Genomic DNA, 13,562 nt, shown 5'->3' with positions numbered 1-13,562 from the left:
TATCGACTTAATGTTTAAACTTTATTGCAAAGAGTAAATGCCCTAATGCCTTCTCTCTTCCAGAGATGAAGCAATCAACATTCTCCTCTATTTGTTGGCAGCCGTACTATTTGTTTCGAATTATAATACGCTTCACAACCTGTGCACCGCCGGACAGGATTCGGAGGAAGTAAACACCATTGGCAAACCTGCTGGTATCAAGTTTATAACTGTTTGTCCCTTCTCTCACGGGCTTCGTCACCATAAGGACATTCGCGGACTGCGGGTTAGTCAACACAAATTCTACTTCCCGGCTCTTTAGGTCCTTTAGTTGTATCATGAAGTAACCATTTGCCGGCACAGGAAACACATCCACGGCCCTTGCCAGCGCTTCGTCTTTGGCACCTGCTACGGGACCGGTATAGCTCAGTTTGTAAATGGCGTGGGCATGATCATCGGAGATAAAGAGGCTGCCCTCCGGACCAATCGCTATATCTACGGGACGGGCGTAAGCTTCTGTGGAGTCACTGTTCAGAAAGCCTCCTACCAGGTCGAGCTGCTCGCCGGGTTTGCCGTTCTCCCACGGAAAGAAAATAACTTTATAGCCGGTGGCCTTAGAGCGGTTCCAGGAGCCATGCAGCGCAATTAACGCTCCGTTCCGGTAAGCCTGTGGCATTGCTGTGGCTTGGGTAAACAACAACCCCAGGGGAGCCGAGTGTGCGGGAATGCCTTTCATAATTCGGTCCATGCCACCGCAGTCCACTGCTCCGTTTCTGTTTAGCTGGTAGTCATTTAGGAAAGGCATGTTATCCATCCCCTCCCTGTGATCGGGGTTGCAGAATGGCCATCCATAGTTTCCGCCGTCGCGCACCAAGGTAAACTCTTCTGGCGGGTTATTGTCCACGTAAGACTGCACGACCTGACCGTACAAGCCAGTCTCGTCCTTAAAAGGGTAAGCGATCTGGTCTCTGTTGTTTACAGTAACCCAGAGGTCGTTCGTGCCAGGTACAAAAGCAAGCCCTTCGGCATTCCGCAAGCCTTCAGCAAAGAGCCTGCCGTTGCTACCATCTGCATCATATACGTAAATGGCGCCTCTTTTCGGGTCGCTTTGCGTGTCCTCTATGCAGGCGTTGCAGGTAGAGGCAATGGATACATACAACTTATGGTTCCGATCGAGGGCTAAGTTCTTCAGTACGTGCCCATAATTGCCTTTCAGTTCCGGCAAGCTTTCATCCGGCAGGTTAGCCACTACAATCTCCCGGTCATGTGCCTCCAGGTCGCCGTTGCTGTACTTAAACCGGTTTATCTGATTCTTTTCGGAAATGTAGACATACTGCGTCTCCCCTATTTTATGAAAAACAATATCGTGCGGGCGCGCCAGCCCGGTTACATAGTCATAGTCCTGCACTTGCCCATTTTCGCTTGTCCGCAGCACCTTCACTTTCCCGTCATACGGCATCGACACAAACAGGTCGCCGTTAGGGGATGTAGCCAGAAAGCGTGCGCCGCTAACCCGGGCATATACCTCCAGCTTAAAGTTAGGGGGGATAGTCGCAAAGCGATCGACATGAAAAGGAGCTGCCTGCATGCTCTCCGGCACCTCTATCTTTACTGTAACAGAAGCCGCCGGAGGGGCTTGCCCAGCAGCCGTAGACACACTGATGAAAAGGCTTAAAGTACTTAAGGCTAACAGGGAGAGGTGTTTGATAAGCATATAAACAGGTTTAAGCTCCTCCTTTTATCGGATGCAGCCGGAAAAGTTGCGTCCGACAGGGTAAAAAAGGGAAGCCGGCACTTCTGCTTACCGGCTTCAACCGTGCTGTGCTTTAGCTGTTACCGCAACTTCCATTTACCAAGCAACCTTACCTCCTTGCTGCGTTGGTACCAGTCGTTAAACACCAACTCCAACTCCGTGACTTCTGAGCTTCCAAAATCGAACTGGCGGTACAGCTCGAGCTTTTTCAAAAACTTCTGGGGCTGCAGCAGTGGCTTCCGGAACCTGCTCACAGTGCTGTGCGCTGTCTGGATGGTATACCGCTGATCAAGGGTTTGCTGTAGTGGTGAACCTGCAAAAGCTTTTCTTAACCTTTCCCTGATTTCCTGTAGGCTCTCATCCGCTGGGAAACCCTGTATTATCACACAAGACGGGGAGGCCGTCAGTCCTTTGAACTGTATCCGAAAAGGCCCTATCCCCTGCAGTGCCTCTTTTAGCAAAGAGAGGTAATCTTCTACCTGAATCATTTCCAGTTGAAAGCCTGCATAACAGGAGATGATGGACATAACGGTCACATGCAGGTCATCGGACGGGTAATAATGTTGCTCCGGCTCTACCGCTTTTAACTCCTCCAGAAAGGCAAGAAACTCGTTGCGGACCTCCTGCACGGGGCGAAACAACAAAGTAATGCCCCGTCTCTCATCATTGGTCGCATCCAACAGTGGGTCAAGTTCAAAAGCACCTGCCTCAAACTGCTGCCGGGAGTTACTCCACAGGTTGTCGTAATGCTGCTGCAAGCTCATCTTTAGCCAAGCAAGGAGTTGGTAAACTTGAACTTAATGCTCGTCTGGAAGTTGGCAATGGTCTTGAAAATCTCCTTCAGGGTTACCTGCTCAATTTTGGTCAGGCTCCGGATATCGATGTAATTCTCCGGCTCCGACTTATCATGGATGATCTGAGCCGCTTGCTTTTTCAGGCGCATACTCATCAGGTAATAGTACGACTGCATCAGTTCGTGGTACTCACCCTCCGTGAACACGCCTTTGTCCCGCAGGGCCTCCAGGCGCTCGCCCGTGTTCAGTTTAAAGATCCTGTTCTTAAGTGCGTATACCCGCACTAAGTCCACGATCGGTGTCATCGCTTTCTTAATGTTAAACACCTCGTGCTTCCCTTTGGTGAAGGTGCGGATGTTCTTAAAAAAGGTAAGCGGGGGCTCATACTGCAGGGCATTGTTAGCCATGTGGTACAGGAAGCGGCCCAGCATTTTTTGAAGCTCCTGGTCCAGGAAATCCCGCAGGTCATCCATGATAGCCGCTTCACCGTAAATATGGCGGCAATCAAAGAACGCGGAGAACTTCATGACCGTGTCCGGGTCCGGCTCCTGCATCCAGCTGGTGTAGTTGCGCTTCCAGTGCGAGAGGGAGTGTGTCCATTTCGAGTTCTTGGCCATGTAGCCCCCTGTGCAGTAGCTGAAACCGACATGGTCTAAGCGCTCCGACACCTGCTCTGCGAACCGCAGAAAGTACTCCCGTACCAGCTCGCGCTGCTCGTTTGCCTTGTCTTCGTAGATAATGGCATTGTCCTGGTCGGTAGCCAGGGTCTGTTCTTTCCTCCCCTCGCTGCCCAGCACCATGAACACGAATTTGGCAGGCGGCGGCCCCATCTCATCAATCACCCCTTCGATCACCTTCAGGGCAATGGTGTCTGACACCGTGGTGATCACCTGGTTTACAATCTCCGGCTTTACACCCCTGTCGAGCAACTGGTACACGATCTCCGGCACCTTCTCCCACTTTCGTTTGAGCTCGTCTACGGACTGGGCCAGTTTTACCGACTGAATGAACACGAAGGGCGACTGTGCCTGTTCGCTCAGCAGCTTGTTTCGGCTGATAAAGCCGAGGTACTGTCCCTTGTCCTCTATCAGCAGGTACCTGGTTTTTGTGCGGAACATGAGCAGAATGGCCTCATACACGAAAGCCTGCGTACTGATGGACATAATCGGGTTATCCATGATGCGGCTTACCGCCCCCTGGGGATCTACCTGCTTGGCCACCACGTTATCCCGCAGCGTAATGTCTGTTATATAGCCCAGGATCTCTCCTTTGTCATCTCTTACAAAAAGGCAGCTAATCCTTTGTTCTGCCATCAGGCGGGCTGCCTCAAAAATAGGTGTACCGGCGCTACAGGTAACCAGGTCACGGTACTCCAGGCTTTCGATCTTACGGGAGTACAGCTGGTCGGAGGCGATATAGTTCGCCTCAAAAGCAGTGGGCTTTTTCACAAAGTGGGCATACTCATCATTTAGCATGCGCTTGCCGAACTCATTCGTAAAGAACTGGAAAAACTCCTCGTACGCCTGGCACAGGGCCTTAAAGTCTTTCCGGTGCAGGAAGTACACAACGGTTCCCTTTTTGGCGATCACAGAGCGCAACGACCGCTTTCTGTTGAGCAGCACAGATACCCCGCCGTAGCAATAGCCGGCGTGGTGCAGCTCTACTACCCGCTTATTTTGCTCGCTGTCGTAAAAGAAAGCCTCGTACTCTCCCTTCACGATCAGGTCCACCCCACGCATCTTGGTTACCTCCTGGTGGTAAAGGGCGGTGTCTTTGGTATATTTTACTTCCTGCAACAGGTCCACTACACCCAACAGCACGTCATCGGGTAACACATCGAATGGCTTTACTGTTTTAAGAAACGCTAGTTGCTCGTTCATAAAAGGTAAATTAACAGGACGGCAATGATAAAAATAACTAAAAGTAAGATGTGTTTATAGGATACCCGGAAGTGGCTCAACTCTCTTGGCGGGGGCATGCGCTGTTGCGCTATCACCTCGTCGTTGATATCGCCCCGCTTCACTAACTCAAAAAAACAGGCAGCGGTTGCCTGGGCATCTGCCAGGGCATCATGCTGGTCGTCCATGCGCGTACCAAACAGCCGCTCGTACAGCTCGTTTAAGCGCAGGTACCGCTGCCGGGGCATCAATAAAAAGTTGGCGGAGGCATTCATGGTACAGAAGGTGGGCAGCTCCGGCAAGGGATTACCCATGCCAGCCCTGTAAAACCCGACTCCCAGCATGTGGTAGTCCAGCTGCATAAAGTGGCCGATCACCAGGGGCTGGTATTTACGAAGGTCGTCTGCCAAAAGGCTGAGCACCACCTTCCGGCTTTCGCCGTGCTCTAGCAGAAACTCGCGGGTGATGCCGTGAATTTGCTGGGATTCCGGGGAGATTTCAAAGTCATCGTCCCCGATATAGTGGTTCTCTGTCCGGATCTCCTCTCCGTCCTTGGTGTAGATAGACCAAGCAATCTGCACAGAACATGGCCAGCTAGTAGCATCGGAATAAGGAGCGTTCCAGTCTTTTGGGATACCTGTGGTTTCGGTGTCTATAAACAGCAAATAATCTCTCACGACTTCAAAGTACCGAAATAATAATGCAATTATATGATGCAGTGGCTATAATTTTGAACAGGTGCGGCCTTCAGCGCATCGCACCATCCGGCACAAAGGCCTCACTGAAGTAGGAACAGACAGGCCTAAAGCATGTTCAGCAAGCACCGCGGATCCTCTGTTACACAAGGCTTATACAAAATTTCCACCCCGCCCCCTTTTCCAGGATTTCTGGCAAGGTATTTATTAGGTATAGCTTATAAAGCATACTATTATAAGCATACAAGATGAGAGAGTTAAAGAAAGTATGGATCTTTGGTGCTATTGCCTTGCTGATCTTCAGCTTCGCAATGCCAGAAAAGGCAGCTGCGCAATCACGTTACCGTGTATCGATGCAGACTTTTTACGATGAACTGGCCCCTTACGGAAGCTGGGTGTACAACCGGGACTACGGCTACGTGTGGTTGCCGGATACAGGGCCTAACTTCCAGCCTTACGCTACCCGGGGGCATTGGGTGATGACGGAGTACGGGAATACCTGGGTGTCGGACTACGACTGGGGCTGGGCCCCCTTCCACTACGGCCGCTGGTTTTATGACGATTTCTACGGCTGGGCCTGGGTACCGGGCACCGAATGGGGGCCAGCCTGGGTTAACTGGCGTTCCGGCGGAGGCTATTATGGCTGGGCACCGCTCGGACCGGGGGTTAACATCAATGTGTCCGTTAACATTCCAATGCGGCACTGGGTGTTTGTGCCCCAGCGTTACATTACCAGCCCCAGAATTTATTCCTACTACATTCCCCGGGCACGCGTGATCAACATCTACAACCGGTGCGATGTGATCGACAACGTGTACCGCGCCCATGACCGCACGTATGTGTACGGGCCGCGCCACCAGGAGCTGGAGCGGGTAACACGGCAAAGAGTACCGGTGTACCGCGTAGAGAACAGTACCCGACCGGGGCGCTATGAGGTAGGCCGCAATGCGATCGGCGTATACCGTCCGGAAGTTGATAACAGCAGACAGGAGCCTACTCGCCCACCACGTGTTACCGACAACCGCCGGGAAGAATTGAGGCAGGAGCGTATGCTGGAGAACAGGAGAGCGACTAGCCCGGAAAGCGAAAGGTATGAGAACTACCGCCGAAGCCGCACGTACCCGCAGCAAGGCATGGAGCAGGAGCGAACCTCCCAAATGGAAAGAACTACTCCAGGCCGGGAAACGGATCGTACGACTATTCGGGAAGAGTACAGCCGTCCGAGCAGAAGTAACAGTAGTGATTACCGACAGCCAAGCCCGGAAGTGAGACCGGCACGCCAGAGAAGCGCCGATGTACCGCAACGCATGCAGGAGCGCCAGGAAATGCAACAGCGTACTCCCGCAGCCCCTCTACAGCGAAACGCCCCTCGTAGCCGCGACATGTACCAGCAAGGGCAGCAACAACAGCAGACACAACCCAGCTTGCAGCGCCCTTCCCCGCAGGAGAGGCCACAAAGGCAGCGGGTTCCCCAGCAGGAGCATGCAACACCAGCTACGGAAGGCCGCGGAAGCCGAAACCAGCGCTAACAGCAAATAAAGAAGAAGCCACTCTGTTTAGAGCGGCTTCTTCTTTAATTTATACTCCAGGCTCCTGAGCTGTTTGCTGTGGCTTCGCCGCCCTTAAATAGGCTTCGCTTTCTCCTTCAGCCAACTCAGTTCGTCCTCCGATAGGTGAGGCCCTAGTTGCGCTACCACCTGCTGGTGATACTCATTGAGCCATTTGATCTGATGTGCCGCCAGTAAGTCCTTCTTCACCGGGGTCGTATCAATCAGCGCCATGGTCAGGTGCTCGAAAGTGTAAAACTCCCCGAACTCGTTCGACTCATCCTGTACGGTGAGCACCAGGTTCTCAATCCGAATACCGTGCTTGCCGGTGCGGTAAATGCCCGGCTCTACCGAAGAGATCATGCCTAAGGCTAAAGGCACAGCAGTTGGCGAGGGATTGAGTACATGCGGTCCTTCGTGCACGTTCAGAAAGAAGCCTACGCCATGGCCCGTGCCGTGCCCATAATTACGGGCATAGTCCCAAAGTGGCTTGCGTGAGATAGCATCGATTTGATAACCACAGGTACCTTTCGGGTAGCGGGCGGTAGCACCATCTATCATGCCTTTCAGCACCAGCGTATAATCAATACTTTCCTCCTCCGTCAGGTTACCCAGGGATACCACACGGGTAATGTCGGTGGTTCCCGTGTTATACTGCCCGCCAGAGTCCACCAGAAACAGGCCCTCGGCCTGCAACTCGATGTCACTCGCTGGGGTTACTCTGTAGTGGGGCAAGGCACCGTGTGCTTTGTAACCGGAAATGGTGTCGAAGCTCTCCCCTACAAAGCCCTCCTGGGCAGCCCTGAACTCCCGTACTTTATCTACCACCGTCAGCTCGGTGATCCTGGTCTTGCCAATGTTTTCTTCCAGCCACTTAAAGAAACGGGTCAGGGCCACGCCATCCTTAATCATGGTTTTGCGGGTGTTCGCTATCTCTACCTCATTCTTTACCGCTTTGAAGAAAGTCGTAGGGTTTGTTTCCTGAATGACCCGCACCTCTTGCGGCAGTTGCTTGTACAGGGCATAACAGTTGCGACGCGAGTCGATTAAGATGCTATCAGCAGGAATGGCAGAAACCGCTCTTTCGATCATATCGTAGGTCTCCAGTTCTACCCCGGCCTTTTTAAGCTTTGCCTGGTCCTCTTCCGAGAGCTTTAAGGTATCAACGAAGAGCATGGCTTTGTCCTGGCTGATGAGCGCAAAGCTGAGCACGACCGGGTTGCATTTAACGTCTGCCCCACGCATGTTAAAGAGCCAGGCCATGTCGTCGAGCGAGGAGATCAGGTGATAGTCTGCCCGATGTTTTTTGAGTGAAGTCCGAAGGCGCTCCAGCTTGCTCTCTGTGCTCTCCCCTACTGTGTCCTCGCTTAACAGGAAAGCCGGGGCAGCAGGCAAGTCGGGCCTGTCGTGCCAGATAGGCTCCAGGTAGTCGCGGTTGCTGTTTAATCTTAGCCCCAGCGGCACTAGCTGCGCCTCCAATTGCAGCGCTAGCCCTACAGAGATCAGTTTCGCATCAAAAGCCACCGTCGCCCCCTCAGGCAAGCGCTCTGCCAGCCAATCGATATACTCCGGAGCATGCTGCACCTGTAGCTTTACCAGTTCAAAGCCTGTGCCGGCCAGTTGCTCGTTGGCCTGCACAAAGTAGCGGGCGTCTGTCCAGAGACCGGCAAAGTCATCGGTAATAACCAGCGTACCTGCCGAACCGGTAAAGCCAGAGGCAAACTCAATGCACTTATAGCGGTCCGGTACATATTCACTGATGTGAGGGTCAGCCGAAGGAATGATATAGGCACTAATCCCCTCTCCTTTCATCTGGCTTCGTATGGCTTCTAATCTTTCTTTGTAGGTCATTTGCTCCTTGTTTGGTTTGAGGCAAATTAACGAAATAAGCGCAGAAATGCCCGTAGGAACGAGCTTTTGTGTGGCAGGTACATTTTCCTGTTATAACACTTCTTTTTATTCCAGGGGTAATATTTCATTAATAAAGCTGAATATTTAAATCAATCCTTTATACTTGCATGAGGATAAGAATGTACAAAAAAACAGCCGTGGAAAAGCACCTGTTGCCAGCAGAAGTGAAGTAGCAAGGGCTGTTCTCCAGTGTTAGACCGTGCATTCTCACCTTTACACGCTAGAAAGAAAGTACCACATAATAAAATATGCTGGAAGGCACAGAGCAAACCCACGGGATAACCACGAAAGTTAACACAGCACCTCTGTTTAAGCTGGACTATCTGATTAAAATGTCCAGCGGAAATAAAGACTTTGTGAAGGAGTTGATCAACTTGTTCCTGCAGCATGTGCCACTTGAAATGCATAGACTAGAACGAGCGATAACAACAGGCGATCTCCCGGAAGCAAAGCTTATCGCACATAAACTAAAGTCATCTACGGCCATGCTTGGCGCTGATAGCATGACGGCACTCCTGAAACAGGTAGAGCAGCTGTCAGTATCAACAGAGAGCAGCAGCGAGCTAGCTCCCTTGCACGATCAACTACGTCACATTTTCGAACAGACGAAGAAGGAGCTAACAGTACTTGTAGCTACTTACTAAGCTGTTTAATTCACCTACCCACCATTAAAAATTACTCTTAGATGAAGATCCTTGTTGTTGAAGATGATGAGATGATTCTGCGCGCACTTGAGTTCAGATTGAAAAAGGACAGTTACGCTGTCGTAGCCGCCAGGACCGGAAAGGAAGCCCTGGAGAAACTTAAAAGCGAGTCTTTTAACCTCGTCATTACAGACCTCATGTTACCTTTTGTGACGGGCATGGAAGTACTGTCCTACATCAAGAGCAACTTAACTAGCCTGCCAGTTATTGTTTTATCCGGGGCTGATGAGGAAGGCACGGTGATGGACGCCTTTAAGCTTGGTGCAGATGATTTTATTGCGAAGCCCTTCAGCCCAGGAGAGCTAACCCTCCGGGTGAAGCGCTTGCTGGTGCCCTTTACTGCCCGAGGATGATACGTTTGTTCCGGTATATGACAGGTATTTACCTGTTCTCTTTATTGCTGCTGTCGCCTATTGCTTCAGTGGCACAAGCTCCTGTTAGTACCGACAGCCTGTTTCGGCAGGCCCAACAGCTGGCTTTTGATGGTAAATACGCCGAAAGCAGAGCCATAGCGAAAGCAATATTACAAGCAACACCAGCTCACACAGATGCCAAATTGCTGCTCGGCCGTACTTACGCCTGGCAACACGAATATGATTCGGCCAGGGCAGTACTCCAGCCCCTTACCAGACAAGAAATACCATCCCCAGAGCCATACCTTGTACTTGCCAACCTAGAGCTGTGGGATAAAGAACCAGTTCGATCGTTAAGGTACGCTGAGCAGGGCCTGGTACTGGAACCGGCAAACCAGCAACTAAACCTGGCCAAGGCAAAGGCCTTGCGGCACCTAAACAGAAACCAGGAAGTCGTAGGAGTGCTGCAGGCTATCTTAAAAAGGGAACCTGCTAATCAGGAGGCAAAAGATCTGTTAGCCTTCATTTTGGAGCTCACCCGCACAAACCGCATCAGATTAGAACATCAGGTAAGTTCCTTTGATGAGCGTACTTCAGTCTGGCAACTGTCCTCCCTGGAGTACAGAAGGGCAACCCCTAATGGGAGTAAATACCTGGCCAGAATAAATTATGCACAGCGCTATAGCGAACAGAGCATGCAGGCTGAACTGGAAGCCTACCCTCAGCTCGCCGAAAAAACATATGCCTATTTTACTGTTGGCCTGTCCGACAAAAAGCTCTTCCCCACCTTTCGTACAGGTATAGAGTTGCACAGGCTCCTACCCTATGAGTTAGAAGCTTCTCTGGGTGTGCGGACGCTGCTTTTTCCTTCTGAAACCGTTATGTTATATACAGGACATATAGGAAAGTACTTAAAAAAGCAGTGGGTCTCTTTCCGCCCTTATCTCCAGAAGCAGGGAGTAAACTGGGAAACAACAGGAGTATTGCATTTGCGCCAGTACCTCAGAGATGAGGATGAGTTCATCACGCTGGTTCTTTCCAAAGGGAGCACACCGGCTATGCTGGTTGCCTATCAGGAAATAATGCGGTTAGATGCGAGCCGTGTAGCCCTAGAAAATCAATTTAGGCTAGGAAAGGGATTTCTACTGGGCAGTGCCCTCGCTTATGAGCACGAAGAGTACCAGGAAGGCAACTTCCGGAGCAGGTATACAGGCAGCCTTTCAGTTTTAGTTAAGTTCTAATGCAAACGCTACAAGCAGACCTGGCCTTTTGGGTGGATACAGCAACTATGCCCCGGTTAGTGAAAGTGAACTTCATGATTGCGGCCCTGTTCCTCGGCATCGCCCTACTCCTGTTCCTCTTTATTGTGCTGAGCAGATACAGGGATGGGGTGAGGCTGCGCAAGTATAAATGGATGGAGGAGAAGGCGCAAGCGTACATTACGTCTTATCTGTTTGATGAAGAAGAGAACGTGGAATCGCCAGAAGACTTTCGCAGGAAATACCTCACCAACTCCTTTAGGCGACAGGTTTTTATGCAAAACCTTATTTTGCTTCATAAGAACCTGCTTGGCGAAACGTCGGATAAGCTAAGTCAGCTCTATCAGCGTTTAGGACTACTGCAGCACTCAAAGCAGAAGCTTTACGCGAGCAAATGGAATACCATAGCTGAGGGCATTGGGGAACTGACTGAAATGGGCGTACAGCAGGAAAAAGGCCTGATCCGCTCCTTCATTAACCATCCGCACCCGATTCTTCGCTCAGAAGCGCAGGCAGCACTCGTTCGACTGGACATAGACGCCCCATTCTCTTTTTTGAACGACCTGGCAGAGCCTCTTACAGATTGGGAACAACTGCAGCTGGCACGGGCGGCTCAAAAGGCGCACCTCATCAAGCTCCCTGATTTCTCGCGCTGGCTAACAAAGCAAGAAGAAAGCATCGTCATCTTCAGCATCCGGATGATTGTACAGTATGCACAACACCAGGCGGAGCCTGCCTTGCTTCGCTTATTGCATCACCCCTCCCCGAATCTTCGCAAGGAGGTGTTTTTAGCGCTTCGGCAGTTGGAGACCTTTGCGGCGGCCGAGCAACTGATGGCGCTGTATCCAAATGAAACGCCCGAGAACAAAGCCGAAATTCTGAAAACACTCCCAGTGATTACGTTTGAAGAAACTTTCACAGCCTTTCAAAGAGGGATACAGCAAGCAGAAAACGAGGGCTTAGCCGCTACGCGGGTAGCGCTGCAAGCGGCTGAGCCCGCTTAAATGAATTAACAAGCTTCGCCCCAACAGTACTTCCTTCTACCTTAGAACAGCAACCTTACCCTATATGCACGAACTTATAACAGAATACGTCCGGGACACAGCCGTATTTTTCAATTCCCTGATTCTCTACTACGCCATTGGCATAAGCTCCAGCTACTTGATACTGGCACTTATATCGGCTCTCGCCATGAGAAGCTATAAGAAGAAAAACAGTTTTATTGATTACCGAAGTATTCTCTCCTCTCCCCTGGCCCCTTCTGTTTCGCTTATTGCACCCGCTTATAATGAGTCATTGACGATAGTAGACAACGTCCGTTCCTTGCTTACCCTGCACTACAATAACTGCGAAGTAATTATTGTGAACGACGGCAGTAAGGACAACAGCATGCAACTGCTGATCGAGGCGTATGAGCTTGAGAAAATAGAGGACTTCCCTCTGCAGTCACGAATTGCCACCAAGCCAATACGAGGTGTTTACAAGGCGAAGAACCCCGCCTTCCACAAGCTAGTAGTGGTTGACAAGGAAAACGGTGGTAAGGCAGACGCCCTTAACGTAGGCATCAACGTTTCCCAGAACAAGCTGATTGCCTGCATTGATGTAGACTGCGTACTGGAGCCTGACTCCCTCTTAAAGCTGGTGAAGCCTTTTATGGAAGAAGAGCGCAAGGTGATCGCCACAGGAGGGGTTATCCGCATCGCCAACTCCTGTGAGGTGGAAGACGGACGCTTGATAAAAGTGCACGTACCGAAGAGCTTTATTGCGCGGGTGCAGGTGTTAGAGTACTTCCGGGCTTTCCTGATGGGCCGAATGGCCTGGGCGCACATGGACGGCTTACTCCTGATCTCCGGTGCTTTTGGCATGTTTGACAAGGAGACGGTGATTCGTGCGGGTGGATACAACCACGACACTGTTGGCGAAGACATGGAGTTGCTGGTGCGCATGCGCCGCCACATGTATGAGGAGAGAATACCTTGTAAGGTTGCCTTTATACCGGATCCCCTGTGCTGGACAGAGGCCCCCCAGACCTGGAAAGTACTTAAGAGGCAGCGTAACCGCTGGACCCGTGGCACCGCTGAGACCCTGCTGCTGCATCGTAAAATGATCCTGAACGCAAAGTACGGATTTCTGGGCCTGGTAAGCCTGCCCGCATGGGTGTTGTTCGAGTGGCTGGCCCCCCTTATCGAGTTTTTCGGCGTGTTGTTTTTCCTGTGCCTGGTGGCTCTTGGTTACGCTAACTGGCCGTACTTCTTCTCTTTCCTGGCACTGGTGTATACGTTTGCCATCATGAACTCCGTTTTTGCCATTCTGTTCGAGGAACGATCATACCAACAGTACAAGCGGCCCCGGCACATGCTCCACCTGGTTGTTACCGCACTGTTGGAGCCGCTTCTTTACCATCCTGTTACGACGTGGGCAGCCGTAAAAGGGAACTATGACTTGCTAACGGGTAAAAAAAGCTGGGGTGAGATGACCAGGGCCGGCTTCGCCCAAAAGAAAGTGTAAACTGCGCTTAAGTTCCGCTGCGGGAGCCAAGCCGGCAAAGCGTTTCCGTTTTTATAGCTAGCAGCATAGGGTTATAAAACGATAAGTTCGGGAAAGATATGTTAAAATAATTTCCTATCTTTTGAAAGAGCTGAAAGCGTTATTGCAGCTTTTCAGCTTAA

Annotated in this window: 11 protein-coding genes; 6 read left to right on the top strand and 5 right to left on the bottom strand. The window is 51.2% G+C overall.

Going from position 1 to position 13,562, the window contains the following annotated elements; genetic code table 11:
- Nucleotides 1-106: 106 nt before the first annotated feature.
- The 4 genes from CHB92_RS12870 to CHB92_RS12855 all read right to left on the bottom strand — a co-directional run bounded on the left by CHB92_RS12870 (nt 107) and on the right by CHB92_RS12855 (nt 5,101).
- On the bottom strand, nt 107-1,693 hold the full coding sequence (locus CHB92_RS12870) for a T9SS type A sorting domain-containing protein (RefSeq protein WP_089319631.1): 1,587 nt from the start codon (nt 1,691-1,693) through the stop codon (nt 107-109).
- A 119-nt stretch (nt 1,694-1,812) separates the two neighbouring features.
- Nucleotides 1,813-2,496 carry a 2'-5' RNA ligase family protein gene (locus tag CHB92_RS12865; RefSeq protein ID WP_089319630.1) on the bottom strand — a complete coding sequence of 228 codons (684 nt, stop codon included), beginning with the start codon at nt 2,494-2,496 and terminating at the stop codon, nt 1,813-1,815.
- Nucleotides 2,497-2,498: 2 nt separating this feature from the next.
- Complete coding sequence (locus CHB92_RS12860; RefSeq protein WP_089319629.1) at nt 2,499-4,406, bottom strand: DUF294 nucleotidyltransferase-like domain-containing protein; 1,908 nt, start codon at nt 4,404-4,406, stop codon at nt 2,499-2,501.
- Nucleotides 4,403-5,101, bottom strand: coding sequence for a 3'-5' exonuclease (locus CHB92_RS12855; RefSeq protein WP_218824258.1), 699 nt, complete (start codon nt 5,099-5,101; stop codon nt 4,403-4,405). The genes CHB92_RS12860 and CHB92_RS12855 overlap by 4 nt, the downstream gene beginning before the upstream one ends.
- Before the next feature lie 266 nt (nt 5,102-5,367).
- Between CHB92_RS12855 and CHB92_RS12850 the strand changes: the two genes are divergently transcribed.
- On the top strand, nt 5,368-6,648 hold the full coding sequence (locus CHB92_RS12850; protein WP_089319627.1) for a DUF6600 domain-containing protein: 1,281 nt from the start codon (nt 5,368-5,370) through the stop codon (nt 6,646-6,648).
- Between the two features lie 93 nt (nt 6,649-6,741).
- On the opposite strand, the gene CHB92_RS12845 is transcribed toward CHB92_RS12850, so the two are convergent.
- On the bottom strand, nt 6,742-8,517 hold the full coding sequence (locus CHB92_RS12845; RefSeq protein ID WP_089319626.1) for an aminopeptidase P family protein: 1,776 nt from the start codon (nt 8,515-8,517) through the stop codon (nt 6,742-6,744).
- A gap of 308 nt (nt 8,518-8,825) precedes the next feature.
- Between CHB92_RS12845 and CHB92_RS12840 the strand changes: the two genes are divergently transcribed.
- The 5 genes from CHB92_RS12840 (at nt 8,826) to CHB92_RS12820 (ending at nt 13,401) form a co-directional block, all read left to right on the top strand.
- Nucleotides 8,826-9,221, top strand: coding sequence for an Hpt domain-containing protein (locus CHB92_RS12840; protein WP_089319625.1), 396 nt, complete (start codon nt 8,826-8,828; stop codon nt 9,219-9,221).
- 41 nt (nt 9,222-9,262) lie between these two features.
- Nucleotides 9,263-9,634, top strand: coding sequence for a response regulator transcription factor (locus tag CHB92_RS12835; RefSeq protein ID WP_089319624.1), 372 nt, complete (start codon nt 9,263-9,265; stop codon nt 9,632-9,634).
- A complete protein-coding gene (locus tag CHB92_RS12830) occupies nt 9,631-10,875 on the top strand; it encodes a YaiO family outer membrane beta-barrel protein (protein ID WP_089319623.1) in 1,245 nt (414 codons plus the stop codon). Before CHB92_RS12835 ends, CHB92_RS12830 begins: the two co-directional genes overlap by 4 nt.
- Nucleotides 10,875-11,897, top strand: a complete 1,023-nt coding sequence (locus CHB92_RS12825; protein WP_089319622.1) for a HEAT repeat domain-containing protein — start codon at nt 10,875-10,877, stop codon at nt 11,895-11,897. Before CHB92_RS12830 ends, CHB92_RS12825 begins: the two co-directional genes overlap by 1 nt.
- A gap of 64 nt (nt 11,898-11,961) precedes the next feature.
- Nucleotides 11,962-13,401 (top strand): glycosyltransferase family 2 protein, encoded by a 1,440-nt coding sequence (locus CHB92_RS12820; protein WP_089319621.1) that lies wholly within the window; start codon nt 11,962-11,964, stop codon nt 13,399-13,401.
- The last annotated feature ends 161 nt before the right edge of the window (nt 13,402-13,562 follow it).

The sequence above is a fragment of the Pontibacter ummariensis genome (assembly GCF_900188175.1).
Classification (GTDB): domain Bacteria; phylum Bacteroidota; class Bacteroidia; order Cytophagales; family Hymenobacteraceae; genus Pontibacter; species Pontibacter ummariensis.
This window is presented reverse-complemented; position numbering and strand designations above follow the sequence as displayed.

Bases quoted from the DNA above. Each gene is read 5' to 3' on its own strand.
- CHB92_RS12870 (WP_089319631.1), bottom strand. From the start codon at position 1,693: ATGCTTATCAAACACCTCTCCCTGTTAGCCTTAAGTACTTTAAGCCTT.
- CHB92_RS12865 (WP_089319630.1), bottom strand. From the start codon at position 2,496: ATGAGCTTGCAGCAGCATTACGACAACCTGTGGAGTAACTCCCGGCAG.
- CHB92_RS12860 (WP_089319629.1), bottom strand. From the start codon at position 4,406: ATGAACGAGCAACTAGCGTTTCTTAAAACAGTAAAGCCATTCGATGTG.
- CHB92_RS12850 (WP_089319627.1), top strand. From the start codon at position 5,368: ATGAGAGAGTTAAAGAAAGTATGGATCTTTGGTGCTATTGCCTTGCTG.
- CHB92_RS12845 (WP_089319626.1), bottom strand. From the start codon at position 8,517: ATGACCTACAAAGAAAGATTAGAAGCCATACGAAGCCAGATGAAAGGA.
- CHB92_RS12840 (WP_089319625.1), top strand. From the start codon at position 8,826: ATGCTGGAAGGCACAGAGCAAACCCACGGGATAACCACGAAAGTTAAC.
- CHB92_RS12835 (WP_089319624.1), top strand. From the start codon at position 9,263: ATGAAGATCCTTGTTGTTGAAGATGATGAGATGATTCTGCGCGCACTT.
- CHB92_RS12830 (WP_089319623.1), top strand. From the start codon at position 9,631: ATGATACGTTTGTTCCGGTATATGACAGGTATTTACCTGTTCTCTTTA.
- CHB92_RS12825 (WP_089319622.1), top strand. From the start codon at position 10,875: ATGCAAACGCTACAAGCAGACCTGGCCTTTTGGGTGGATACAGCAACT.
- CHB92_RS12820 (WP_089319621.1), top strand. From the start codon at position 11,962: ATGCACGAACTTATAACAGAATACGTCCGGGACACAGCCGTATTTTTC.